Origin of the sequence: Streptomyces sp. NPDC088812 (assembly GCF_044750285.1) — a bacterium.
Classification (GTDB): domain Bacteria; phylum Actinomycetota; class Actinomycetes; order Streptomycetales; family Streptomycetaceae; genus Streptomyces.
Genome location: NZ_JBIVJP010000011.1, coordinates 161,011 through 184,931 on the forward strand (window position 1 = coordinate 161,011; position 23,921 = coordinate 184,931).

The following is a 23,921-nucleotide window of genomic DNA, read 5'->3' on the forward strand; positions in this document are numbered from 1 at the left end:
GGGGGGTGAAGTTGCGGATACAGGGTACGGGGACGCGGCCGGAAGGGGCGCGCGGCCGGTTCCGGCATGCGGCTCCGCCGCGCGGGCGCGACCGGCCGCGACGGGCCCGCCGCCGGGAGCCGGCCTCAGCAGACCTCTTCGAGATCACGCCAGTCCCTGGAGTCCGGGCTGTCGGCGACCCACCCGTCCAGCAGGCCCCGCACCAGAGACGCCGGCGCGGCCACCCCGCACTCCCGCTCCGGCACCCACAACTGCCCGTCGGTACGGTGCCCGAGCGGCCCGGGATGCCCCGGTTCGCTGTGGTCGTGCGGGTCCAGGTGCTCCCCGTCGCCCTCGTCGGAGGGCATCCGCGACTCCGAGCACGTCCGGCACAGCAGCCGCACCGACGACGACCAGTCCTCGGCGGCGAACCCCGCGTCGCCGGCCAGCTGTTCCAGCGCGTCCCGGTCGGACTCGGTGGCGGCCTCCAGCAGGACCACCCAGGTGGGAACCGGGGACGGCGCCCACAGCTCGATCTCGTCGAAGACGGGGTAGGCGTGCCCGGCGGACGTGGTCCGCTCGCCGTGCGGCACCCCGTCGTGCAGGACGACCTCGCCCCAGCGCCGCCCGGACGACGGCAGCGGGATCGACAGCACCTCCATCCGGGCCGGGTCCAGCCGCCGCCCCCACACCACCTCGGCCTCCCCCTCCGGGGACAGCCGTACGGCGGCGCTGCCCAGGTCCATGCCGAGGGGCTCGCCGACGACGGTGGCACCACCCGGCACGTTCAGCCCGTAGGCCTGCCAGGCGCGGCGGGCCAGCGGCCAGTCCTGGAGGGCGGTCGCCGCGATGCCGACGTTCCACCAGTCGGGGGCGCCGCTCTCCCGGTCGAGGAGGGCGACCGCGCGCAGTCCGGCGGTGCGGGCCTGCTCCCAGTCGTGCCGGAACTTGTGCAGCAGGGCGAGGTTGAACCAGGACTCGGACAGCCAGGGCTCCAGATCGGCGGCACGTGTCAGCAGCGCCCCCGCGTCCTCGTACCGGCCGTCGCCGATCAGGGTGAACGCGCGGTCGGTGGCCTGCCGCCAGGAGGCGGAGGGCCGGTGCCGTCCCTTGCCGAAGATCCTCACGATTCCCGCCTGCCAGTGCCGTGGTGTGGGCTGGCCGGTGCCCCCGGACACCCTCTCCCTCGCATCCAACCACGTGTGGCTGGAAGGTCGCTCATTACCCATGGGTTACCCACCGGCGGGGAGGTCAGACCGTCCCGGCCGGCGCCCGCGGGCCCTGCCGGCCGAGGCGTTCACCCGCCGCGCCCCTGATCGCCCAGTACCCGGGCGAGCGCCTCCACCACCTCCGGAGCGTAGTGGGTGCCCGTCCCCAGCCGCAGCTCCTCCAGCGCGGTGAGCGGTCCGCCGGGGCCGGCGTCGCGCACCTTCTCCTCGTAGGCGTTGACCACCCGCACGATCCGGGCGGCGACCGGCTGCTCGGGGTAGGGGTCGGCCTGCCGCTCCACGACCGCCGCGACCTGCCCGTCCGCCCCGGTCTGCCGGACGACGGCCCCGCCCAGCAGCGCGATCCGCCGCTGCTCGGCGGCCGGCAGCCCGGCCGTGGCCCCCGCCGGGACCGGGTCGACGAGGCTGAGCTGGCCGATGTCGTGCATCAGCGCGGCGTACTCCAGCACCGTGAGTTCGGGCTCCGTCAGTTTCAGGTCCCGGCCCACGGCCTGGCTGAGGGCGGCGACCCGGCGGGCGTGCCCGGCGGGGGTGTACCCGGCGATCTCGGTGGCGCGGGCCAGGGAGGCGATGGTCTGCCGGTAGGTGGCGCGGACGGCGGCGTACCGGCGCAGGGAGTGCTGGGTGAGCAGCAGCGGTACCGAGAACACGGGCAGCGCCCACAGTCCGACCACGGCCACCGCGAGCGCCATCACCGCGCCCGTCGCGCACACGGCCGATCCGATCCCGGGCACCGACCGCAGCTCGTCGCGGAGCAGCGGGGCGAACGGCCAGCGGGTGCGGGAGTGCGCGAGCGCGGCCGCGACCACCGCGTCGCACAGCACGGTCAGGACCAGCAGCGCGAGCAGCAGCAGGGCGTACGCCGGGCCGCTCCAGGGGTCGAACACCCCGTGGTGGTAGAGGGGCTGGAAGCACACGGCGGTGAAGCCGACGGCCAGGACGCGGCGCGCCAGGTGGTCCAGGACGGGCCCGTCCCCGCGCGCGAGGTGCGGCACGCTGCCGAGCAGGGAGGCGGCGAACACGACGGAGACGACCTGCGCGACCCCGTGGTGCGAGGCCTGCCCGGCGTGCTCGCCGAGCAGCGCGTACGACAGCGCCCCGGCGGCCCCGAGGGGCGCGGCCTCGCGCGGCGCGGGCCCGCCCCTCGGGGCCGCCCCGCCCGGGAACGGGACGAGCCGGGCGGGTGGGAGGGTCAGCTCGCCGACGGCGACGAGGACCCCGAAGGCGAGCGCGACGGGCCGCTCCTCGACGCCCGAGCGGAGGGTGACCAGCAGGGAGCCGGCGACGAGGACGGCGGCGCTGCCGTGCAGGGCGACCAGGGGGCGGCGGGAGGTCATCGGCGCGCTCCGGACCCGCCGTGGACGGGGGCGGGGGGCGGCACCGCGGGCCGGGGCTCGTCGGCCGTGACCACGGGCCGCCATCCCTCCCGGCCGATCACCCGGGCCAGCGCGGTCACCATCCGGGGGTCGAACTGGGAGCCGGAGCACCGCTGGAGCTCCTCCAGGGCCACCGCCACCGGACGCGCCCTGCTGTAGGACCGGGTGGAGGTCATCGCGTCGAAGGCGTCGGCGACCGCCACCACCCGGGCGCACTCCGGGATCTGGCTGCCCACCAGCCCGTAGGGGTAGCCGCTGCCGTCGACCCGCTCGTGGTGGTGGAGGATCGCCGAGCGGGCCTCGCCGAGGAAGGAGATGCCCCGGGTGATCTCGTGCCCGTACTCCGGGTGCAGTTCGATCACCCGTCGTTCCTCCGGCGTCAGCGGCCCGTCCTTGCGCAGCAGCCGGGTGGGGACGCCGAGCTTGCCGACGTCGTGCAGGATGCCGGCGAAGCGGAGCACCTCGACCCGCCCCTCGTCCATGCCCAGCTCGCGCGCGATCATCATCGAGGCCTGTCCGACCCGCTCGCTGTGTCCGCGGGTGTACCCGTCCTTGATGTCGACGGCCTGCACCAGCGCCCGGATCGTGGCCTGGTGGGCGGCCCGTTCCCGGTGGTACTGGGCGAACATCCACCAGGAGACGGCCATCGGGAAGAGCACGAGCAGTGCGGCGACCGGCCCGTAGGGGCTGTGCCAGAGGACGGCCATCATCAGCCCGGCCAGCCCGTGCACCGCGACGGGGGCGAGCGACCCCAGGAACAGCCCGCGCCACACCCGGGTGGGCGGCAGCCCCTCGGCCAGCGCCAGGATCGTTCCGTCGAGCGCGGCGAGCACCCCGCAGAACACCAGGACGGCGGCCCCGGCCGGCAGGAACGCCTGCGGGACGTCGCAGGCCTCGACGGCGTGCCGCGCGTCCAGCGCGCCGTGCACGCGGGCGGCCGCCCACACGGCGATCGCCAGGTGGGCGGCGCGGCAGATCCGCCGCGGCAGGCGGGGCCGCTGCTCGACGGCGGAGAGCAGCGCGCCGGGCAGCGGCACGAGCGCGGCGGCGTACGGCGGCAGCAGGAAGGCCCCGGCGAGCAGCACGGGGTAGAAGGTGCCGGCGAAGCGGCGGCGGGCGATCCGCTCACCGCCAGCGTACAGCGCGGCGAGCAGCGGGACCGCCCACCAGGGGGCGCGCACCGACGGCAGCGGCAGCAGACAGGGCAGGGCCCCGAGGGCGACGGAGACGACGTACACCCGCGCCCGCGCCGGGATCTCTTCCATGCCACCCTCCCCCCGGCCGCGCCGTCCACAGGCTCCGGATTCAGGTTCCGGAGCCTAGGGTGGCGGGGGGTGGCTCTGCGGGCGTATCACCCGCGGATTAGCACATTCGGGTGACGGTGTTCGTCAGTGTTCCGGCACGTGGCCGTTCCGGCGCGTGGCCGTACGGGCTTCCCGCGGGACGGCCGCCGGGGTTCCTGCGAGAACCGCCGGCAGGACTCCTGCCGGGCCGCCGTCAGGACTCCTGCGGGGTGGCCGTCACGTCGTGCGTCACGTCGTGTTCGGGCACGGCCTGTCCCGAACGGAGCAGGTCGAGCCGGCCCATGACCTTGGAGCGCAGGTCGGAGGGCACGTCGTCATGGCCGCAGCAGCGCTTGACGAGCTTCTTCACCGCCTCTTCGAGCCCGTACTTCTCCAGGCACGGCGAGCACTCGCTGAAGTGCTGCTTGAACTTGTCGCGATCGACGACCGGCATCTCACTGTCGAGGAACTCGTAGAGATGGTCGAGGACCTCACTGCAGTCCGTCTCGTGCGGCTCTCCGCAGCTCATGAGCCCGAGCCTTTCGCTTCGTCCGACTTGCCGGCGCCGGCCGGCACCAGCCCGCGCTCTCGGGCGTAGTCCTCGAGCATGCCGCGCAGTTGCCGGCGGCCCCGGTGAAGCCGGGACATCACCGTACCGATGGGTGTCCCCATGATGTCCGCGATCTCCTTGTACGCAAAGCCCTCGACATCGGCGAGGTACACGGCGATGCGGAATTCCTCGGGAATGGCCTGGAGCGCCGCCTTCACGTCCGAGTCGGGCAGGTGGTCCAGCGCCTGCGACTCGGCCGACCGCAGACCGGTCGACATGTGCGACTCGGCGCGCGCCAGCTGCCAGTCCTCGATCTCCTCGGCCGCGCTGCGCTGGGGTTCACGCTGCTTCTTGCGGTACGAGTTGATGAACGTGTTGGTGAGGATCCGGTACAACCAGGCCTTGAGGTTGGTGCCCTCGCGGAACTGGTGGAAGGACGCGTACGCCTTGGCGTACGTCTCCTGCACCAGGTCCTCGGCGTCGGCCGGGTTGCGCGTCATGCGCAGCGCGGCCGAGTACATCTGGTCGAGGAACTCGAGCGCGTCCCGCTCGAAGCGCGCGCTGCGCTCCGCGGTCGACTCCGTGCCCGCTTCCACGCCTGTGCCCTGGCCCTCGGGCAGCTCCGCCTGGCCGTTGTCGGTCCCTGCGTCGGTACCGGTGACCGGACCCACCTCCTCAAGATCGCGGGCGGGACCGACACCGGCCCCACTCGAATCGGAGGATAGACGACGACCGGTGCCTGCCGCCGCTCCAAAAGGAGTGGTCTTGGCCGCGTGCAGCACCGTCCAGTCCAGATCCGGGCGGCTGCTGCGGCTCGAATCGGACTCTCCCGGGCGCAGCCCGTCCACCGGGCGGTGGTGGGCGGCGAGCGGGCAGATGGTCGAACCCATGCGGCGGACTTCCTCTCCCACGACATCGGTGCTGCGTGTTCAGCACTTCCGTCCGCCTCAACAGCGTCCCGGTCCGCAACATTCCCGGCCCGTCACCCCAGGCGCGCGGCCCACCGGACGACGGCGGAGGTGACGGTTTCCAGAGCCTGCTCCTGGCTGATTTCCGCCCGTTTGGGCACCGCCAGGCCATGATCGCCGTGGGGCACCTCGACGAGTTCGTACGGCCCCTCGGGGAACTCCTCGGGCCTGCCGAACGGATCGTTGCCGCCCTGGACCACCAGGGTGGGCACCCCGGCGCCGAGGAGTTCGGCGGCGCGGGACCTCTCCGGCCGGCCCGGCGGGTGCAGCGGGAAGCCGAGCGCGAGCACGGCGTGGGCGCCGAGCTCGGCGGCGGTCCGGCAGGCCACGCGGGCGCCCGCCGACCGTCCGCCGGAAATCACCGGCAGCCCGGTCTTCGCGACGGCCGGCCAGATCCCGCGCCAGCCGACGTCGAGCGTCTTCGGCGCGGGCGCCACCTTCTTGCCGGCCACCCGCCAGGGCTGCTCGACGAGGGCCACGGTCACACCGTGCGCGGGGAGGGCGGCGGCGAGCGCCCGGAGGTCACGGGCCTCGATGCCGCCGCCGGCGCCGTGGCTCACCGCCAGCAGCAGCCGCGCCCCGCGGGCCCGGTGCCAGGTGATGCGCGCGTCGCCCGCGTCCGTGGGAATGGTCTCTGTCGTCACCGTCACATCAGAAGAGTGTGCCCTCCTCGGGTCAGAAGAGTGTGCCCTCCTCGGGCCCCTCCAGCTCCTTGAGCAGCTCCGCGCCGTTGTTGCGGACGTTGCTGACGGCCGTGGACACCGGGTAGGCGCGCATCAGACCCGCCGGTGGCGGCTCCAGCAGGAGGCGCAGGTCCTCGACGTCGGTGCGCGCCGGGTCCAGCCAGGCGTCCCAGCGGTCGGGGGTGAGCATCAGGGGCATCCGGGGGTGGATGTCGGCGAGCGCGTGCGGGCCGTCGGCCGGGGCCACGGCGAGCGGGGCCGTCTCCGCCTCGGTGGTGATCACCGAGCAGGTCACCCACCAGGCCTGGGGGTGGTCGTCGGGCAGGGTGCGGTCGCGCCAGAACTCGTACAGCCCGGCCATCGCGAACACCGAGCCGTCGGCCGGGAGCACGAAGTACGGCTGCTTGCGGGGCCGCTTCTTCCTGCCCTCGACCTCCAGCTCCCGCTCCTGCCGGCCGGTGACCCACTCGTAGTAGCCGTCGGCGGGCAGGATGCAGCGCCGGGCGGCGAAGGCACGGCGGTACGACGGCTTCTCGTGGACGGTCTCCGCACGGGCGTTGATCATCCGGGCGCCGCCCTCGGGCGACGTGGCCCAGGAGGGCACGAGCCCCCACTTCAGTCTGCGCAGCTGGCGAACCGGTCGCCGGTCGCCGGCGTCCTTCAGGGGACGGTCGAGGACGGCGTGGACCTCCTTGGTGGGCGCCACGTTGTAGTCGGGGGCCAGGGACTCCTCGGGCTCCCACTTCTCGATTTCAAAGATTCCTGCGAGATCCTCGGGCCTGCGACTCGCTGCATACCGTCCGCACATACGTGCCACACTGCCAGGCTCACCCGCCCCCCGACCACCGCCCCGGGCCGGGAGCCGGGCGCGGGACCCGTCGGCGCACCGGACCGCCGGCACCGACACCCCCGACAGCGCCGAGACCCACCGACACCGACACCGCCGGCCCCCGTCGACACGGGACGAGGCCGGCACAAGACGAGAGGGAGCCACCGGGACACATGGACAGCTCCGCCGCCACCGCGCTGCCCGACCTCTGGGACCGTCTCACGGGAACCCAGCCCGACCCCGACCTGTGGGTGGTGCTGGCCACCGTGGTGGCGGCCCTCGCCGTAGTGGTTCCGCACACCTTGTGGCGCATATCGCGCAACGCGATCACCATCGCCCACGAGGGCGGCCACGGCCTGGTCGCCCTGCTCACCGGCCGCACGCTCACCGGCATCCGGCTGCACTCCGACACCAGCGGCCTGACCGTCAGCCGGGGCAAGCCGCACGGCCTCGGCATGATCCTCACCGCGGCCGCCGGCTACACCGCCCCTCCCCTGCTCGGACTGGGCGGCGCGGCCCTGCTCGGTGCCGGTCGCATCACCCTGCTGCTGTGGCTGGCGACCGCGCTGCTGATCGCCATGCTGGTCATGATCCGCAACGCGTACGGGGCCCTGACGGTGATCCTCACGGGCGGCGCCTTCCTCCTGGTCTCCTGGCTGACCGGCCCCCAGGTGCAGGCGGCGTTCGCGTACGCGGTGGTGTGGTTCCTGCTGCTGGGCGGGGTGCGCCCGGCGTTCGAACTCCAGGCGAAGCGGTCGCGGGGCGGGGCGGGCGACTCGGACGCGGACCAGCTCGCGCGCCTGACGCACGTACCGGCGGGGCTGTGGCTGTTCCTCTTCCACGCGGTGAGCCTGTGCTCCCTGATGGGGGGCGGGCGGTGGCTGTTGGGGTGGTGAGGGGTTTCCGGGGGAGCCGCCCCACGGGGGCGGGCTTCCGGAGGCGTCCGCGCGGGGGCGCCGGGGCGGTGGTGACACGCGCCCGCCCCGGGTGCGCGGGGGCCGTCACGGCCGTGCGGGGGGGGCCGTGGCCACGCGCGCCGGTCACCGGGGCGCCCGCGCGGGGGCGGGGACACGGGGACGCGGGGTACGACCGGCGGCCCGCCGCTCGGCCGGACCAGCCACAACGGCGCCGCACCCCGGTGCCGCCCTGCTTATAGAGTGGTCGCATGCCGGAAAACCCCGCCCACACCGCCCTCTGGCCCGCCCCGCACGCGAGCGGAGCCGTCGACGCGACGGTCCACGTGCCGGGGTCCAAGTCGGTCACCAACCGCGCTCTCGTCCTCGCCGCCCTCGCCTCCGAGCCGTGCTGGCTGCGCCGTCCCCTCCGCTCCCGCGACACCCTGCTGATGGCGGACGCGCTGCGGGCGATGGGCGTGGGCATCGAGGAGACGGTGTCGTCGAGCTCCACCGTGGCGGGCGGTCCCGAGAGCGGCGGTGAGGCATGGCGGGTGCTGCCCGCCGGGCTGCGCGGCCCGGCCACGGTCGACGTCGGCAACGCCGGCACGGTGATGCGGTTCCTGCCGCCGGTGGCCGCGCTCGCCGACGGCCCGGTCCGCTTCGACGGCGACCCCCGGTCGTACGAACGTCCCCTGAACGGCGTCATCGACGCGCTGCGGGTGCTCGGCGCCCGGATCGACGACGACGGCCGGGGCGCGCTGCCGCTGACGGTGCACGGCGGGGGCGCGCTGGACGGCGGTCCGGTGGAGATCGACGCGTCCTCGTCGTCGCAGTTCGTCTCCGCCCTGCTGCTGTCCGGCCCGCGCTTCAACCAGGGCGTCGAGGTCCGGCACACCGGCTCGACGCTCCCCTCCCTGCCGCACATCCGGATGACGGTGGACATGCTGCGCGCGGTCGGCGCCCAGGTGGACACCCCGGAGTCGGGTGGCGAGCCGAACGTCTGGCGGGTCACGCCGGGCGCGCTGCTCGGCCGGGACCTGACCATCGAGCCGGACCTGTCCAACGCGCAGCCGTTCCTCGCGGCGGCGCTGGTCACCGGCGGCAGGGTGGTCATCCCCGACTGGCCCGCGCGCACCACCCAGCCGGGCGACCGGCTGCGTGAGATCTTCACCGAGATGGGCGGTTCCTGCGAGCTGACCGAGTACGGCCTGGTGTTCACCGGTTCGGGTGCGGTGCACGGCGTCGACGTCGACCTGGGCGACGTCGGGGAACTGACCCCGGGCATCGCCGCGGTCGCCGCCCTCGCGGACTCCCCCTCCACCCTGCGGGGCGTGGCCCACCTGCGGCTGCACGAGACGGACCGGCTGGCCGCGCTCACCAAGGAGATCAACGAGCTCGGCGGGGACGTGACGGAGACGGCCGACGGACTGCACATCCGCCCGCGGCCCCTGCACGGCGGGGTCTTCCACACCTACGACGACCACCGCATGGCCACGGCCGGCGCGGTGATCGGGCTGGCCGTCGAGGGCGTGCGGATCGAGAACGTGGCGACGACGGCGAAGACCTTGCCGGACTTCCCGGAGCTGTGGACCGGGATGCTCGGGGCCTAGGGACTTCGCCATGCGCCGCTACGGCAAGCACACCGACGAGGACGACATCCGCAGCCGCCCCAACCGCAAGGGCAACCGGCCGCGCACGCACATCCGGCCCAAGCACGAGGACGCGACCGAGGGCATGGTCCTCACCGTCGACCGCGGCCGTCTGACCTGCCTCGTGGACGACCGGATCGTGGTGGCCATGAAGGCCCGCGAGCTCGGCCGCAAGGCGGCGATCGTGGGCGACCGCGTCGCCCTCGTCGGCGACCTCTCCGGGACGAAGGACACCCTCGCGCGCATCGTCCGCATCACGGAGCGCACCTCGGTGCTGCGCCGCACCGCGGACGACGACGACCCCTACGAGCGGGTCGTGGTCGCCAACGCCGACCAGCTGGCGATCGTCACGGCCCTGGCCGACCCCGAGCCCCGGCCCCGGCTGATCGACCGCTGCCTGGTGGCGGCCTACGACGGCGGCCTGGAACCCCTGCTGGTCATGACGAAGTCGGACCTGGCCCCGCCGGACAAGCTGCTGGAGCTGTACGGCGACCTCGACATCCCCTACGTCGTCACCAGCCGCGGGGAACTGGAGAACGGCGACGCGGCGGACCGGGTGCGCGAACACCTCACCGGGCGGATCACGGCGTTCGTCGGCCACTCCGGCGTCGGCAAGACGACGCTGGTCAACGCGCTGGTCCCGAAGGAACGGCGCCGTCTGACGGGCCATGTGAACGCGGTGACCGGCCGCGGCCGGCACACCACGACCTCGGCCCTGGCCCTCCCCCTGGCGGGCACGGACGACTGGGTGATCGACACCCCGGGCGTGCGCTCCTTCGGTCTCGCCCACATCGACCCGTCCCGGGTGATCCACGCCTTCCCCGACCTGGAGCCGGGCACGACGGGCTGCCCGCGCGCGTGCAGCCACGACGAACCGGACTGCGCGCTGGACACCTGGGTGGCCGACGGGCACGCCGACCCGGCGCGGCTGTACTCGCTGCGCCGGCTGCTGTCCACGCGGGAGCGCACGGAAGGCGACTGACCTCCGCGTTGTTTGTCGGTGCGTGAGTCCGGTAAGTGCATAATCGCACCGAGCCGCACATACGGGAGGACACCACATGGCGTGGCTGCTGGTCATCGTCGCGGGACTGCTCGAGACCGGCTTCGCCGTCTGCCTGAAGCTGTCGCACGGTTTCACCCGGCTGTGGCCGACGATCGCCTTCTGCGTCTTCGCCCTCGGCAGCTTCGGCCTGCTGACCCTGTCCCTCAAGAAGCTCGACGTGGGCCCCGCGTACGCCGTCTGGACCGGCATCGGCGCGGCCGGCACCGCGATCTACGGGATGATCTTCCTCGGCGACCTGGTATCGGTCCTGAAGATCGTCTCGATCAGCCTGGTGATCACCGGGGTGATCGGACTCCAGCTGTCGGGGTCGGCGCACTAGGGCGCTTCTGACGGATCTCCGTGGGAGAAGGAGCGGCGTTCGGTGCGTGCCCTCGGCGTGCGGTGAGTGGGGGTACCGCCCACGCCGTTCAGGCAGTGGGGGAGCGTGCCGGGCGTCGCGACGCCGCGGAGATCCGTCAGAAGCGCCCTGGGCCCTGAACCTTGCGTCCGGGGCCGTGGTGACCGGCGGTCAGCCGGTGGGTCGGCGGTGCAGGGCGCCGCGGACCAGGTCGGCGACCCCGCCCTCGCCGGGGGGCGCGGCCACGCAGGACAGCGCCAGGCGGAGGGCCAGCTCACAGGAGCGGGCGACTTCCGTGGTGTCCGGCGTCGCTCCGGGGCCGCCGGCGAGCGCGGCCACGGCCCGGTCGCGGACGGTCGTCACGAGCTCGCCGGGCGAGGGCAGCGGCCCGTCCGCCCGCCGCTGCGCCGGTACGGAGGTGGAGGACGGCACGGCCGAGAGCGTCGGTGACGGCAGACGCTCGCTCCAGCAGCCGGTGAGCATGGCCCGTACGAGCGCGTTGCCCCGGGCGGCCGACGCCGTCCACTCGGCGGCCGCGGTCAGCCGGTCCCGGGTGTCCCCGTGGCCGGCCAGCGCCCGTTCGACCCCGGCGAGGTATCCATCGGCCTCCCGCCTGACCAGCGCCCTGGCCAGCCCGTCCTTGCTCCCGAACTCGTTGTACAGCGTCTGCCGCGACACCCCGGCCGCCGCGGCGACGTCGACCATCCGCACGGCGGCCCACGGCCGGCGCGTGACGGCCGCGAAGGCGGCATCGAGCAGGGATTCCCGGGCTGCAGGCATCATCGCCTCCCTGGGGCGAGCGACTCTGCGCCCAGATTTGACGGGCCTGCCCGCACTGTCAAGGGTTCGCGGAGCGGATAGGAGTCCGATGCGGATCGGCGGGGTCCGATGCGATCGGCTGGGCGCGGCGCGGCCGGCCGGGTGCGGCACGGCCGGCCGGTCCGGTGCGGGCCGACCGGCGGGTCCGATGCGGACCGCCGGACCCGATGCGAGCCGGCCAGGTCCGATGCGAGCCGGCGGGTCCGATGCGGACCGGCCAGGCCCGATGCGGACCGCCGGGCCCGGCCGGGGGCTCGGGCCCGGCCGGGGGCTCGGGCCCGGCCGGGGGCTCGGGCCCGGCCGGGGGCTCGGGCCCGGCCGGGGGTCGGGCCCGGCCGGGGCTCGGGCCGCGTCCGGCCCAACCCCCCGTGGCCCCGCCCCCACCCCGGCGGATACCGTTTCCCCATGCCGGACTACCTCGACGACCTCCGCCTCGCGCACGTCCTCGCGGACGCCGCCGACGCCGCGACCATGGCCCGCTTCAAGGCCCTCGACCTCAAGGTCGAGACAAAACCGGACATGACGCCGGTGAGCGAGGCGGACAAGGCCGCCGAGGAGGTCGTCCGCGGCCACCTCCAGCGGGCCCGCCCCCGCGACGCGGTCCTCGGCGAGGAGTACGGCGTGGAGGGCACCGGCCCCCGCCGCTGGGTGATCGACCCGATCGACGGCACCAAGAACTACGTCCGCGGCGTCCCCGTCTGGGCCACCCTGATCTCCCTGATGGAGGCGGCGGAGGGCGGCTACGAGCCCGTCGTCGGCGTCGTCTCCGCCCCCGCCCTGGGCCGCCGCTGGTGGGCGGCGAAGGGCCACGGCGCGTACACCGGCCGCAGCCTCTCCTCCGCCACCCGGCTGCACGTCTCACGCGTCGCGGAGCTGTCGGACGCCTCCTTCGCGTACTCCTCGCTGAGCGGCTGGGAGGAGCGGGGCCGGCTCGACGGCTTCCTGGACCTCACCCGCGCGGTGTGGCGCACGCGCGCGTACGGCGACTTCTGGCCGTACATGATGGTCGCCGAGGGCGCCGTGGACCTCTGCGCCGAACCGGAGCTCTCCCTCTGGGACATGGCCGCCAACGCGATCGTCGTCACGGAGGCCGGCGGCACCTTCACCGGCCTCGACGGCCGTCCGGGCCCGCACGGCGGCAACGCTGCCGCGTCCAACGGCCTGCTCCACGACGAGCTGCTGGGGTATCTCGGTCGGCGCGCCTGAACCTCACAAATGAGCGTGCGCGCCCTCAATTGGCCGCGCACGCCCTCTTGTTGACCCGCGCTTTACCTGAGACGCTGAGGCCACCCCCGCATTGTGAACTTGTGAATCGCTGCACCATCCCGGTGGTCGCGGCGCTTCCAGGAGGTGACCCGGAACCCATGCTCGTCCGCGACGCCATGAGCACGCTGGTCCTCACCATCGGCCCCGCCCACACCCTCCGCCAGGCCGCCGCCCTGATGTCCGCCCGCCGCGTCGGCGCGGCCGTGGTCCACGACCCGGACGCCGGCGGCATCGGCATCCTCACCGAACGCGACATCCTCAACTCCGTCGGCCTGGGACAGGACCCGGACACCGAGCCCGCCCACGCCCACACCACCACCGCCGTCGTCTTCGCCACCCCGGTCTGGACCCTGGAGGAAGCGGCCCGCGCCATGACGCACGGCGGCTTCCGGTACCTGGTCGTCCTCGACCGCGGCGAGCCGGCTGGCATCGTCTCGGTCCGCGACATCATCCGCTGCTGGCTGCCGGCACGGCAGCAGGTACCGGCCTGAGCACGGGCGCACACGCACACGGGAACGGGCCGGACCCCCGAAGGGAATCCGGCCCGTCGCTCACCTCACGCTCGGACGAGCCCCACGCTCAGGCGGGGCCCCCGGCTCAGACCAGGTCGAACCGGTCCGCGTTCGTGACCTTGACCCACGCGGAGACGAAGTCCTTCACGAACTTCTCCTTCGCGTCGTCGCTCGCGTAGACCTCGGCGAGCGCACGCAGCTCGGAGTTCGAGCCGAAGACCAGGTCGGCACGGGTGCCGGTCCACTTGACCTCGCCGGTGGCGGAGTCGCTGCCCACGAACACGGTCTGGTCCTCGGTCGTCGAGGTCCAGCTCGTGCCCAGGTCGAGCAGGTTGACGAAGAAGTCGTTCGTCAGCACGCCCGGCGTCTCGGTGAGGACGCCGTGCTTCGACTGCTGGTAGTTCGCGCCCAGGACGCGCAGACCACCGACGAGGACCGTCAGCTCGGGCGCGCTGAGGTTCAGCAGGTTGGCCTTGTCGACCAGCAGGTACTCGGCCGGCAGACGCTGGCCCTTGCCGACGTAGTTGCGGAACCCGTCGGCCTTCGGCTCGAGCGCGGCGAACGACTCGACGTCCGTCTGCTCCTGCGTGGCGTCCACCCGGCCCGGCGTGAACGGCACCTCGATGTCGAAGCCGGCGTCCTTGGCGGCCTTCTCGACACCCACCGCACCGGCGAGCACGATCAGGTCGGCCAGCGAGACCTGCTTGCCGGCGCTCTGGGCGGCGGCGTTGAAGGACTCCTGGACGCCTTCCAGGGTGCGCAGCACCGACCGCAGGCGGTCGGGCTCGTTGACCTCCCAGCCGATCTGCGGCTCGAGGCGGATGCGGGCGCCGTTGGCACCGCCGCGCTTGTCGCTGCCGCGGAAGGAGGAGGCCGACGCCCAGGCGGTGGACACCAGCTCGGACACCGTGAGGCCCGACTCGGCGATCTTGGCCTTGAGGGCGGCGATGTCCCCGGCGTCGATCAGCTCGCCCGTGCGCTCCGGCAGCGGGTCCTGCCAGATCAGCGTCTCGGAGGGGACCTCCGGGCCGAGGTAGCGCACGACCGGGCCCATGTCACGGTGGGTCAGCTTGAACCAGGCCCGCGCGAAGGCGTCCGCGAACTCGTCCGGGTTCTCCAGGAAGCGCCGCGAGATCTGCTCGTACGCCGGGTCGAACCGGAGCGACAGGTCGGTCGTGAGCATCGTCGGGGCGTGGCTCTTGGAGGGGTCGTGGGCGTCGGGGATGGTGCCCGCGCCGGCCCCGTCCTTGGCGACCCACTGGTGGGCGCCGGCCGGGCTCTTGGTCAGCTCCCACTCGTAACCGAAGAGGTTCTTGAAGAAGCCGTGGCCCCACTGGGTCGGCGTGCTGGTCCAGGTGACCTCGAGGCCACTGGTGATGGTGTCGCCGCCCTTGCCGGTGCCGAAGGTGTTCTTCCAGCCCAGACCCTGGTCCTCGATGGAGGCGGCCTCGGGGTCGTTGCCGACGTGGTCGGCCGGGCCCGCACCGTGGGTCTTGCCGAAGGTGTGGCCACCCGCGATCAGGGCGACCGTCTCCTCGTCGTTCATCGCCATCCGGCGGAACGTCTCGCGGATGTCGCGGGCCGCGGCGATCGGGTCCGGGTTGCCGTTGGGGCCCTCGGGGTTGACGTAGATCAGACCCATCTGGACGGCGCCGAGGGGCTCCTCCAGCTCACGGTCGCCCGTGTAGCGCTGGTCGTCGAGCCAGACCGTCTCGGGACCCCAGTACACGTCCTCGTCGGCCTCCCACACGTCCGCGCGGCCACCGGCGAAGCCGAAGGTCTCGAAGCCCATCGTCTCCAGGGCGACGTTGCCGGCGAGGATCAGGAGGTCGGCCCAGGAGAGGTTCTGGCCGTACTTCTTCTTGACCGGCCACAGCAGACGGCGGGCCTTGTCGAGGTTGGCGTTGTCCGGCCAGCTGTTCAGCGGCGCGAAGCGCTGCTGACCGGCGCCGGCGCCACCGCGGCCGTCGCTGATGCGGTAGGTGCCCGCGCTGTGCCAGGCCATACGGACGATCAGCGGGCCGTAGTTGCCGAAGTCGGCCGGCCACCAGTCCTGGGAGGTGGTCAGCACCTCCGCGATGTCCTGCTTCACGGCCGGGAGGTCCAGCGCCTTGAAGGCCTCGGCGTAGTCGAACTCCTCACCCAGCGGGTTGGAGACGGCCGGGTTCTTGGCGAGGATCTTCAGGTTGAGGCGCTCCGGCCACCACTGGCGGTTGCCGCCGCCCTGAGTGGGGTGCGCGGCGCGCCCGTGCGCCACCGGGCACTTCCCTGCTTCCGCCGGCTTGTCATCAGTGACGATCGCGTCATGGTTCTCGGTCATAGGGGGTAATCCTTTAGAGGGCTGGGCGGATCACGGAACTCAGGAACTGCGCGGTGGAACGGGCCTGGGCGCGCACCTGCGCCCCGGAGCTTCGCTCTGGGCACCTACGTCACTTCTGCCTGGTCCTGGCTTCTGCCGCTTCCTGTCGCTTGGCCGAAGCCGAGGTCGATCCTACAATGGACAATGTCTAAGTCAAGCAACGCTCCAAAGTCACACCCATTCGGGACCTGGTCCCCCTGCTGTTAGGCTGAAACGTATGAGTGACCTTCTGGAACGGCTGCGCGGCCGCGGATGGCGGATGACCGCGCAGCGGCGCGTCGTGGCCGAGGTCCTCGACGGCGAACACGTCCACCTGACGGCCGACGAGGTGCACGCACGGGCCGTGGCCAAGCTGCCCGAGATCTCGCGGGCGACCGTCTACAACACGCTGGGTGAGCTGGTGACGCTGGGCGAGGTGCTCGAGGTCGCCACCGACAAGCGCGCCAAGCGGTACGACCCGAACGCCCACCGCCCGCACCACCACCTGGTGTGCGCGCAGTGCGGTGCGATCCGGGACGTGCACCCGAGCGGCAACCCGCTGGCGGACCTGCCCGACTCCGAGCGCTTCGGCTTCACCGTCTCGGACGTCGAGGTGACGTACCGCGGCATATGCCCGAACTGCGCGGCGGCGTAGGACGGCCATCGCGCGAGGGCGCAGGACGGCCGGCACAGCAGCGGCCAGGACTCCCGGAAGCCCCGGCACCCCATCACGGGGGCCGGGGCTTCCGTCTGCCGTCTGCCGTCTGCTGTCTGCCGTCTGCCGTCTGCCCGAGGACGGCTGCGGCTTCCGCCGGGTGCGGCAGTCGGGGGCAGCGAGGCCCGGCACACGAACACGCACCAACCATGCACCGAGGGCCGGAACCCTTTCGGATTCCGGCCCTCGGCCTTCAGTAGCGGGGACAGGATTTGAACCTGCGACCTCTGGGTTATGAGCCCAGCGAGCTACCGAGCTGCTCCACCCCGCGTCGATGAATGCAACGTTACGTCAACACAGCGGCATGAGGCAAATCAGTACCGGGGGACCCACCACGCGACCCCGGTCACACCGGATGAGGTGCTCCCCGGCGGGAGATCTCCGGGGCCTCCACGCCCCCCCTCTAGGCCGACAGTTCCTCGCGCAGCGCGTCCCGCAGCCGTGCGGCGCGTTCGGCCACCTCCCGGGGCCCCAGCGACACCGCCCGGTCCGCCCACCGCTGCCCCTCCGCGAGCTCTCCACGACGCGCGTAGACCAGGGCGAGGCGCAACGCCGCCCGACCGTGGCCGGCGTCGGCAGCCCGCGCCCACCACACCGCCGCCTCCGGCTCGCTCCCCTCCCGTGCCAGCAGCAGGCCCAGGTTGAAGGCGCCGTTGCGCGACCCGGCCTCGGCGGCCGTCCGGTACCAGCGCGCCGCCTCCGGCACGTCGCCCCGCGCGGCGGCCAGCATGCCCACCCGCACCTGCGCCCGCCGGTGCCCCTGGCAGGCCGCCCGCTCGTACCACTCCTCGCACTCGGTCTTCTCGTGCACGGACTCCCCGAGCTCGTGCGCGGGCGTCGGCGGACGGCGCGCGTCGAGCACGGTCGCAAGCCGGTACGCCCCCTCCGCGCTCCCGCCGCCGGCCGCGCACCGCAGGTGCCGTTCGGCGTCCGATTCGTCGCCGACCCGCAGCCGGGCGATCCCGACCTGGAGCGCGGCCTCGGTGTGCCCGGCCGCCGCCGCCCGCTCGTACCAGCGCAGCGCGAGGGCGTCCTCGCCCCGTCCCGCGAACAGGATGCCCAGGTTGAACGCGGCGTCGACGCTGCCGGCCTCGGCGGCCTTGGAGAACCAGGGCTCGGCTCCGGCCGTGTCCCCGCCCTGGAGCAGCAGGACGGCGAGCGCGTTGGAGGCCTCCCGGTGCCCGGCGTAGGCGGCGCGCCGGTACCACTGCTCGGCCTGCGCGGTACGGCCCTGCTCGGCGCAGAGCAGCCCGAGGTTGTAGGCGCCGTTGTCGTCGCCGGCGTCCATCGCGGTCCGGTACCAGCGCTCGGCGGTCTGGGTCTGGCCCCGCTCGGCGTACAGCGCGCCCAGCGCGTTCGCCGCGTTGCCGTCACCGTCCTGCGCGGCCCGCAGCCACCACACGGCGGCGTTCTCGGTGTCGCCGGCGTCACGCAGCAGGAACCCGAGCGCGCAGGCCGCCCGCGGCTCGCCGTCCTTGGCGGACGTCAGGTACCAGCGCCCGGCCTCCTGGATGTCGCCCCGCTGTTCCAGGATCGCTCCGAGGTGCAGGGCGGCCCGCCGGTGGCCGCGCGCGGCGGCCTGCCGGTACCACTGTTCCGCCTCCGCCGCCGCGGAGACACCGTGGTCACCGCCGAAGTCCTGCGTCCCCCGCCGGTCGAGGGCGCGGGCCAGCCGGTACGCCGCCTCCCGGTGCCCCCGCTCGGCCGCGGCCCGCATCCACCGCTCGGCCCCCCGGTCCCCGCGGTGCTCCAGCAGATCGGCGAGGGCGTACGCGCCGAGTACGTGCCCCTGTTCGGCGGACTGGCGCAGCCAGTACTCGGCCGCGGGCTCGTCCCCGCGCTCACGGTGGTGGCGGCCCAGCGCGTGGGCGGCGGCCGCGGAGCCGGCGACGGCGGCGACCCGCCACCATCCTGCGGCGTCGTCGGCGTACCCGCGCTGGTGGAGGAGGACCCCCAGGTTGTTGGCGGCGGCCCGGTCGCCGCCCGCGGTGGCGGCACGCAGATGGGGCTCGGCGCCGTCGAGATCGCCGCGGCGCAGCAGCATGGCCCCGAGGACGCTCATCGCCTCGACGTCGCCGGCCTCGGCGGCCATCCGTCGGCGGGCCTCCTCGACGGCCTCCCCCGTCTCGTCCCGGCTGTCGTCCGGAGCCTCGCCCGGGGTCGCTTCCTCAGTGGAAGGCTGCACAAACCGCCCTGTCTCGCACAGAGTTGCCTTGTCCCCCATAACGTCCATCGTCGCACCACCTGCACCCCGGGTACACCTCGTATGCCGCAGCCCGTGAGGTCACTTCAGCGTTTTGTCGACATGCCCACAGAGAGACAAGTCAAACACAATTCGCCCAACTCCCCGAGGCGGCGCGACGATCCGCGGGGCGAGCACATGCGTTCGCACACCACGAAGGCCCGGATCCTTTTCAGGATCCGGGCCTTCGCTTTCAGTAGCGGGGACAGGATTTGAACCTGCGACCTCTGGGTTATGAGCCCAGCGAGCTACCGAGCTGCTCCACCCCGCGTCGTGTTCCACAACCGTACCACGACGCGGGGTGGGCGTTTAACGATCAGCTGTCTCGGTCAGCCGCTGGGACTGCTGACAGAACTGGGACTGCTGCTCGGACCGGCACTGCTGCCGGTTCCACCGCTCCCACTCGCGCTCGGACTGGAACTGGGACTGCTGGTGGCCTTGTTGCCGCTGCTACCACTGCTGCTGCCGCCGCTGCCGCTCCGGTCCGCCTCGGCCTGCGCCTCTTCGGCCCGCTCGAGCGCGGCCTCGAGCTCCTTCTGCGCCTTGGCGTACGCCTCCCAGTCGGGCTTCTTCAGGGCTTCCTGGCCGGCCGCGAAGGCCTCCTGGGCGTCCTTCAGCGCCTCCTGGACCGTCGCGTCGCCGGACGTCGGCGGCTGGGTCGTGGTGTCACCGTCGTCCGCCGGCGGGGTCGGTGTCGTGCCCTCGGTGCCGAAGACCTTGTTGAGGGCCTCGTCGAGGGTGTCCTCGAATGCGGTGTTGCCTCCGTAGGTCACCAACACCTTGCGCAGCAGCGGGTACTTGAGCCCACCACCGCGTACGTAGACCGGCTCGACGTAGAGCAGTCCTCCGTCGAGCGGCACCGTGAGCAGGTTGCCGTACTCGACCTCGGAGTCGCCACCTCTCAGCAGCCTGATCGACTCGGCGATGTCCTGTTCGGAGTTGAACTGGCTCTGGACCTGCTTGGGGCCGTCGACGGTGGTGCTGGTCGGTAGTTTCAGCACTCTGATCTTGCCGTAGTCGGGTGTGCCCGCCTCGGAGTCGACCGCCATGAACGCGCTGAGGTTGTCCCGGCCGTTGGGCGTGAACGTCGTCGTCAGCGAGAACGCCTGCGCCTCCTGGTCGGGCATCTTCATGCTCAGGTAGTACGGGGGCACCGCGTCGCCCGACTTGTTGGTCGGATCGTCCGGCACCTGCCACACCTCGCTGCCGCTGAGGAACGTCGTCGCGTCCTTGACGTGGTAGCGGGTGAGCAGCTCGCGCTGGACCTTGAACAGGTCCTGCGGGTAGCGGAGATGGGCCATCAGCGAGTCGGAGATCGCGGACTTCTTCTCGACCGTGCCGGGGAAAGCCTTCATCCAGGTCTTCAGGACCGGGTCCTCGGTGTCCCACTGGTAGAGCTTGACCTCACCGGTGTAGGCGTCGACCGTCGCCTTGACCGAGTTGCGGATGTAGTTGACCTGGTTCTGCTGGGCCACGACCGCGCGGTTGGTGTTGGTGGCGGTCAGCGAGTCGGCCGTCGTGTCGCCGAGAGTCGTACGGGAGGCGTACGGGTATCCGTTGGTGGTCGTGTACGCGTCGACGATCCACTGGATCTTGCCGTCCACGACCGCCGGGTAGGCGTCGCCGTCGATGGTGAGCCACGGGGCCACCGCCTCCACGCGCTCCTTCGGCGTGCGGTTGTACAGGATGCGCGAACCGTCGCCGATCGCTCCCGAGTACAGGATCTGCGGCTCGCCGAAGGCGACCGCGTACGCGGCGCGGTTGACCGGGTTGGAGAGGTTGACCCCGCTCTTGCCGGTGTAGCTGGTGGTCTTCTCACCCTGGTCGTCGGAGTAGTCGATCTCCTTCTGGGGACCGCCGACGATCGAGTACGTGGTCGTCTTCTCGCCGTAGTAGATCCGCTGCTCGTACTGCCCGAGGACACCCTCCGAGGGGAGGTTCGACTCGGTGAAGGCCGGCCGGCCCTCGGAGTCCGCCGTGGTCCCCTTGGCGGCGACCACGCCGTAGCCGTGCGTGTAGCGGAAGTGGTTGTTGATCCAGTTCTGCTTGTCCACGCCCGCGAGGTTGAGTTCGCGCAGACCGATGACGGTGTCCTGGTCGGTACCGTCCACGCTGTAGCGGTCGACGTCCAGGTTGTCCGGGAAGGCGTAGTACTTACGCATCTGCTGGAGCTGCTGGAACGTCGGCGACACGATGTTCGGGTCCATGATGCGGATGCTCGCCGTGGCGTCGACGTCGTCGCGCAGCTGGGTCTTGTCCTCGGTCTTGCTCGTCCCCGTGTACTCGGTGACCTCGGCGCCGTCGATGCCGTACGCCTCACGCGTCGCCTTGAGGTTCTTCTCGACGTACGGCGCTTCCTTGGCCTGCTCGTTCGGCTGGACCTGGAACTTCTGGACGATCGCCGGGTAGAGGCCGCCGATCAGGATCGCGGAAAGCACCATCAGGCCGAAGCCGATCACCGGGAGCTGCCAGGTGCGCCGCCACAAGGTGGCGAAGAAGAGGAGGGCGCAGATGACGGCGATGCAGAACAGGATGGTCTTGGCCGGCAGATAAGCGTTGGCGTCGACGTACCGCAGGCCGGTCCAGTTGTCGGTGGCCTTGAAGTCGCTGGACTTCACCGCCAGGCCGTACCGGTCGAGCCAGTACGCCACCGCCTTCAGGGCGACGAAGATGCCCAGCAGCACCGACAGGTGCCCGGTGGCCGCGGCCGTGGCGCGCGCGCCGGGGCTGGTGACGCGCAGCCCGCCGTACAGGTAGTGGGTGAGCGCGGCGGCGATCAGGGAGAGGATCGCGGCGGCGAAGCCGAAGCCGAGCAGGAACCGGTACCACGGCAGGTCGAAGGCGTAGAAGCTCACGTCGAGGTGGAACTGCGGGTCCTTCTGGCCGAAGGACACGCCGTTGACCCACATCAGCCAGGTCCGCCACTGGCCGGACGCCGAGGCGCCGGCGATCAGGCCCACCAGGGCGGTGATCGCGAGCAGCAGCCATTTCTTGTACGGCGCGATGCCCATCCGGTAGCGGTCGAGGCTCTGCTGCTCCATCGACATGGCGCTCAGCGGCGGGCGCAGCCGGTGGGCCAGCCAGATGTTGAACCCGACCGCGAGGGCCATCAGCAGACCGAAGACGAAGAACAGCCCGATCTTGGTCCACAGGGTCGTCGTGAACACCGACGAGTAGTTCACCGACCGGTACCAGAGCCAGTCCGTCCAGAACCCGGCGAACATGGTGAACGCCATGCCGAGCACGGCAAGGACGCCCAGTGTCATGAGCAGGGTCCGGACGCGCCGGGACGGGCGGCCCACTCTCATCCGCGGCCCTGTCGGGCCTCCGCCGCGGTCCGGCATCTGGAAAGCCAAGGTGCGCACCTCGAAAGTCGCTGTTGAGTCCGTCAGGCCCGCGTGTTCGTGGACCGTGGGTGGCCCCCCGTGATCGTGGGCCCACACCTATGCAACTTACTCACCGTTTACTCGGTTCCCGATTCCGGCCGGGAACGAGGCAGGATTGTGACCATGTCCAACACTCCCATGGCAGCGAACCCGCTCACCCGGGCCGTGCTCGAGATCGACGAGTACGCCTCCGGCCTCGGCTGGGACCAGCCCGCCCGCCTTTTCGCCCTCGTAGACACCGCACGGCTGCGGGTCCAGGAACCCTCGCTCGCCGCCCAGCTCGGTCTGGAAGAGTCCGAGACCACCGGCCTCACCCCGATCGAGCAGGATGAAGTGCCAACGGACAAGCCGCTCGACGAGTTCCTGGCCACGATCGCCTGGCCGGACGCGGTGGCGGGCTGCGCCCTGACCGTGGAGCGCCTGATGCTGCCCCCGTCCGCCGAGGCTCAGGTCCCCCAGGGCCTGAGCGAGGCCAAGCTGGCCCGGTGGGTCGCGGACCACCCCGAGCGCCAGGAGGTCCGGATGACGGTCGCGGTCCTGCGGGACGGCAGCCGTGAGTCGGCGCTGCGCCTGCGCGAGAAGGACGCCTCGACGGAGGTCCTCACCGGCGCCGGTCTGGTCCCGGGCCTGGCGGAGGCCCTGTCGGCGACCTTCGAGGAGTAGGGCGCAGGACAGGCGCGGCCCGCCCCGCCGGGCGGCCGGGCGGCTACTTCGTCGTGCACTTCGGCAGGTCGGCGGTGTCGCCGCTGCGGATGTCCTTCAGGGCGTCGAGGGCGTCGTCGATGGTGCCGATCTTGACGAGGGTGAGCCCGCTCGGGGTGTCCTTGGCGGCGGCCGCGCAGTTGTCGGCGGGCGTGAGGAAGTACCGGGCGCCCTGGTCGCGGGCCCCGACGGTCTTCATCTCGATGCCGCCGATCGGGCCGACCGTGCCGTCGTCGTCGATCGTCCCGGTGCCGGCGACGAACTTCCCGCCGGTCAGGCTGCCCGGGGTGAGCTTGTCGTAGATGCCGAGCGCGAACATCAGGCCGGCGCTCGGCCCGCCGACGTCGGCGAGCTTGATGTCGATGGTGAAGGGGAAGGTGTGGTCGGTCCCGGCGGAGATCCCGACGATCGCCCGGTCCTCCCCCTCGTCGTCGGACTTGGCCGTGGTGATCGTGACGGACTCGAGTTCGGTCGCCGTCTTGTTCGCCTTCTCGGCGGCGGCCTGGGCCGCGGCCGGCACGATCCCGAAGACGACCTTCTCGCCCGGCTTGTGCTTCGTGACCAGCTTCGCGACGTCCTCGGGCGCCTTGATGTCCGTACCGTCGACGGTCTTGATGACGTCACCGGCGTGCAGCTCGCCCTCGGCGGGCGAGCCCTTGACCACCGTGGAGACGATCACCCAGGACTGCACCGGGATGTCCAGCTCCTCCAGGGCGGCGACCTTGGCGCTCTCCTGGGACTGGCTGAACTCCTCGGCGTTCTCCTGGGTGGACTCCTCCTCGGTCTTGCCGTCCGGGTACAGCGTGTCGTGCGGCACGACCTTGCTGTCGTGGGCGAGCCAGCCGTAGACCGCCTCGACGAGGTTCATCCGGTAGTCGGCGCCGGTGACCCGCACCGTGGTCATGTTGAGGTGGCCGGTCGTCGCATAGGTCTTCCGGCCGGAGATCTGCAGCACCGGCTCGCCGTCGTGCTCGCCCAGCGTGTTCACCGTCGGCCCCGGGGACATCTCCGAGTACGGCGCCTTGATGAGCACTCCCACGCACAGGAGCGCGATCAGCATCAGGGTGGAGGCGAGCATCGTCGCGGTGCGGCGTGGCAT

General features: G+C 72.4%; 20 protein-coding genes and 2 tRNA genes. 8 read left to right on the forward strand and 14 right to left on the reverse strand.

Going from position 1 to position 23,921, the window contains the following annotated elements:
* Positions 1-125: 125 nt before the first annotated feature.
* The 7 genes from ACIP67_RS20850 to ACIP67_RS20880 form a co-directional block, all read right to left on the reverse strand.
* Entirely contained in the window at positions 126-1,106 is a 981-nt protein-coding gene (locus ACIP67_RS20850; protein ID WP_401693625.1) for a tetratricopeptide repeat protein, read from the reverse strand.
* 170 nt (positions 1,107-1,276) lie between these two features.
* Positions 1,277-2,545 (reverse strand): HD-GYP domain-containing protein, encoded by a 1,269-nt coding sequence (locus ACIP67_RS20855; protein ID WP_401693457.1) that lies wholly within the window; start codon positions 2,543-2,545, stop codon positions 1,277-1,279.
* Positions 2,542-3,849, reverse strand: coding sequence for an HD-GYP domain-containing protein (locus tag ACIP67_RS20860; protein ID WP_401693458.1), 1,308 nt, complete (start codon positions 3,847-3,849; stop codon positions 2,542-2,544). The genes ACIP67_RS20855 and ACIP67_RS20860 overlap by 4 nt, the downstream gene beginning before the upstream one ends.
* A gap of 232 nt (positions 3,850-4,081) precedes the next feature.
* Positions 4,082-4,396 carry a mycothiol system anti-sigma-R factor gene (gene rsrA / locus ACIP67_RS20865; RefSeq protein ID WP_401693459.1) on the reverse strand — a complete coding sequence of 105 codons (315 nt, stop codon included), beginning with the start codon at positions 4,394-4,396 and terminating at the stop codon, positions 4,082-4,084.
* Positions 4,393-5,088 (reverse strand): RNA polymerase sigma factor SigR, encoded by a 696-nt coding sequence (sigR, locus tag ACIP67_RS20870; protein WP_401693627.1) that lies wholly within the window; start codon positions 5,086-5,088, stop codon positions 4,393-4,395. The genes rsrA and sigR overlap by 4 nt, the downstream gene beginning before the upstream one ends.
* 311 nt (positions 5,089-5,399) lie before the next feature.
* Positions 5,400-6,029, reverse strand: coding sequence for an alpha/beta family hydrolase (locus tag ACIP67_RS20875; RefSeq protein ID WP_401693460.1), 630 nt, complete (start codon positions 6,027-6,029; stop codon positions 5,400-5,402).
* Between the two features lie 31 nt (positions 6,030-6,060).
* The gene (locus ACIP67_RS20880) at positions 6,061-6,876 is read right to left on the reverse strand and encodes an SOS response-associated peptidase (protein WP_401693461.1); all 816 of its coding nucleotides are present in this window, start codon (positions 6,874-6,876) and stop codon (positions 6,061-6,063) included.
* Positions 6,877-7,070: 194 nt separating this feature from the next.
* Between ACIP67_RS20880 and ACIP67_RS20885 the strand changes: the two genes are divergently transcribed.
* From ACIP67_RS20885 to ACIP67_RS20900, 4 genes are all read left to right on the forward strand, one after another.
* A complete protein-coding gene (locus ACIP67_RS20885; protein ID WP_389514066.1) occupies positions 7,071-7,793 on the forward strand; it encodes a M50 family metallopeptidase in 723 nt (240 codons plus the stop codon).
* Between the two features lie 269 nt (positions 7,794-8,062).
* Positions 8,063-9,403, forward strand: coding sequence for a 3-phosphoshikimate 1-carboxyvinyltransferase (gene aroA / locus ACIP67_RS20890; protein ID WP_401693463.1), 1,341 nt, complete (start codon positions 8,063-8,065; stop codon positions 9,401-9,403).
* 10 nt (positions 9,404-9,413) lie between these two features.
* Positions 9,414-10,424 carry a ribosome small subunit-dependent GTPase A gene (gene rsgA, locus ACIP67_RS20895; protein ID WP_401693465.1) on the forward strand — a complete coding sequence of 337 codons (1,011 nt, stop codon included), beginning with the start codon at positions 9,414-9,416 and terminating at the stop codon, positions 10,422-10,424.
* A gap of 76 nt (positions 10,425-10,500) precedes the next feature.
* Entirely contained in the window at positions 10,501-10,824 is a 324-nt protein-coding gene (locus tag ACIP67_RS20900) for a DMT family transporter (protein ID WP_401693467.1), read from the forward strand.
* Between the two features lie 189 nt (positions 10,825-11,013).
* On the opposite strand, the gene ACIP67_RS20905 is transcribed toward ACIP67_RS20900, so the two are convergent.
* Entirely contained in the window at positions 11,014-11,625 is a 612-nt protein-coding gene (locus tag ACIP67_RS20905; protein WP_401693468.1) for a TetR/AcrR family transcriptional regulator, read from the reverse strand.
* A 441-nt stretch (positions 11,626-12,066) separates the two neighbouring features.
* Here ACIP67_RS20905 and hisN point away from each other — a divergent pair, with 441 nt between their 5' ends.
* On the forward strand, positions 12,067-12,867 hold the full coding sequence (gene hisN, locus ACIP67_RS20910; RefSeq protein WP_401693470.1) for a histidinol-phosphatase: 801 nt from the start codon (positions 12,067-12,069) through the stop codon (positions 12,865-12,867).
* 158 nt (positions 12,868-13,025) lie between these two features.
* A complete protein-coding gene (locus tag ACIP67_RS20915; protein ID WP_401693471.1) occupies positions 13,026-13,418 on the forward strand; it encodes a cyclic nucleotide-binding/CBS domain-containing protein in 393 nt (130 codons plus the stop codon).
* A gap of 106 nt (positions 13,419-13,524) precedes the next feature.
* Here the strand turns inward: ACIP67_RS20915 and katG are convergent, their stop codons facing one another.
* Positions 13,525-15,759, reverse strand: a complete 2,235-nt coding sequence (katG, locus tag ACIP67_RS20920) for a catalase/peroxidase HPI (RefSeq protein WP_401693472.1) — start codon at positions 15,757-15,759, stop codon at positions 13,525-13,527.
* 256 nt (positions 15,760-16,015) lie between these two features.
* Between katG and ACIP67_RS20925 the strand changes: the two genes are divergently transcribed.
* Complete coding sequence (locus tag ACIP67_RS20925; RefSeq protein WP_385061869.1) at positions 16,016-16,432, forward strand: Fur family transcriptional regulator; 417 nt, start codon at positions 16,016-16,018, stop codon at positions 16,430-16,432.
* 257 nt (positions 16,433-16,689) lie between these two features.
* Here ACIP67_RS20925 and ACIP67_RS20930 read toward each other — a convergent pair.
* The 4 genes from ACIP67_RS20930 to ACIP67_RS20945 all read right to left on the reverse strand — a co-directional run bounded on the left by ACIP67_RS20930 (position 16,690) and on the right by ACIP67_RS20945 (position 22,078).
* Positions 16,690-16,763 (reverse strand) — tRNA-Met (locus ACIP67_RS20930).
* A 132-nt stretch (positions 16,764-16,895) separates the two neighbouring features.
* A complete protein-coding gene (locus ACIP67_RS20935; protein ID WP_401693474.1) occupies positions 16,896-18,725 on the reverse strand; it encodes a tetratricopeptide repeat protein in 1,830 nt (609 codons plus the stop codon).
* Between the two features lie 206 nt (positions 18,726-18,931).
* Positions 18,932-19,005, reverse strand: a tRNA-Met gene (locus ACIP67_RS20940).
* A gap of 58 nt (positions 19,006-19,063) precedes the next feature.
* Positions 19,064-22,078: a UPF0182 family protein gene (locus ACIP67_RS20945; RefSeq protein ID WP_401693629.1), complete on the reverse strand. Its 3,015-nt coding sequence runs from the start codon at positions 22,076-22,078 to the stop codon at positions 19,064-19,066.
* A gap of 165 nt (positions 22,079-22,243) precedes the next feature.
* On the opposite strand from ACIP67_RS20945, the gene ACIP67_RS20950 reads away from it, so the two are divergent.
* On the forward strand, positions 22,244-22,783 hold the full coding sequence (locus ACIP67_RS20950; protein WP_401693476.1) for a PPA1309 family protein: 540 nt from the start codon (positions 22,244-22,246) through the stop codon (positions 22,781-22,783).
* A gap of 43 nt (positions 22,784-22,826) precedes the next feature.
* Here ACIP67_RS20950 and ACIP67_RS20955 read toward each other — a convergent pair whose 3' ends face one another.
* Entirely contained in the window at positions 22,827-23,921 is a 1,095-nt protein-coding gene (locus ACIP67_RS20955; protein ID WP_401693478.1) for a PDZ domain-containing protein, read from the reverse strand.

What these genes read in the sequence shown, in the direction of transcription:
- hisN (WP_401693470.1), top strand. Translation starts at nt 12,067, where the DNA reads ATGCCGGACTACCTCGACGACCTCCGCCTCGCGCACGTCCTCGCGGAC.
- rsgA (WP_401693465.1), top strand. Translation starts at nt 9,414, where the DNA reads ATGCGCCGCTACGGCAAGCACACCGACGAGGACGACATCCGCAGCCGC.
- rsrA (WP_401693459.1), bottom strand. Translation starts at nt 4,396, where the DNA reads ATGAGCTGCGGAGAGCCGCACGAGACGGACTGCAGTGAGGTCCTCGAC.
- ACIP67_RS20880 (WP_401693461.1), bottom strand. Translation starts at nt 6,876, where the DNA reads ATGTGCGGACGGTATGCAGCGAGTCGCAGGCCCGAGGATCTCGCAGGA.
- ACIP67_RS20860 (WP_401693458.1), bottom strand. Translation starts at nt 3,849, where the DNA reads ATGGAAGAGATCCCGGCGCGGGCGCGGGTGTACGTCGTCTCCGTCGCC.
- aroA (WP_401693463.1), top strand. Translation starts at nt 8,063, where the DNA reads ATGCCGGAAAACCCCGCCCACACCGCCCTCTGGCCCGCCCCGCACGCG.
- ACIP67_RS20955 (WP_401693478.1), bottom strand. Translation starts at nt 23,921, where the DNA reads ATGCCACGCCGCACCGCGACGATGCTCGCCTCCACCCTGATGCTGATC.
- ACIP67_RS20900 (WP_401693467.1), top strand. Translation starts at nt 10,501, where the DNA reads ATGGCGTGGCTGCTGGTCATCGTCGCGGGACTGCTCGAGACCGGCTTC.
- ACIP67_RS20855 (WP_401693457.1), bottom strand. Translation starts at nt 2,545, where the DNA reads ATGACCTCCCGCCGCCCCCTGGTCGCCCTGCACGGCAGCGCCGCCGTC.
- ACIP67_RS20885 (WP_389514066.1), top strand. Translation starts at nt 7,071, where the DNA reads ATGGACAGCTCCGCCGCCACCGCGCTGCCCGACCTCTGGGACCGTCTC.
- ACIP67_RS20915 (WP_401693471.1), top strand. Translation starts at nt 13,026, where the DNA reads ATGCTCGTCCGCGACGCCATGAGCACGCTGGTCCTCACCATCGGCCCC.
- ACIP67_RS20925 (WP_385061869.1), top strand. Translation starts at nt 16,016, where the DNA reads ATGAGTGACCTTCTGGAACGGCTGCGCGGCCGCGGATGGCGGATGACC.
- ACIP67_RS20905 (WP_401693468.1), bottom strand. Translation starts at nt 11,625, where the DNA reads ATGATGCCTGCAGCCCGGGAATCCCTGCTCGATGCCGCCTTCGCGGCC.
- ACIP67_RS20935 (WP_401693474.1), bottom strand. Translation starts at nt 18,725, where the DNA reads ATGGACGTTATGGGGGACAAGGCAACTCTGTGCGAGACAGGGCGGTTT.
- ACIP67_RS20945 (WP_401693629.1), bottom strand. Translation starts at nt 22,078, where the DNA reads ATGCCGGACCGCGGCGGAGGCCCGACAGGGCCGCGGATGAGAGTGGGC.
- ACIP67_RS20950 (WP_401693476.1), top strand. Translation starts at nt 22,244, where the DNA reads ATGTCCAACACTCCCATGGCAGCGAACCCGCTCACCCGGGCCGTGCTC.
- katG (WP_401693472.1), bottom strand. Translation starts at nt 15,759, where the DNA reads ATGACCGAGAACCATGACGCGATCGTCACTGATGACAAGCCGGCGGAA.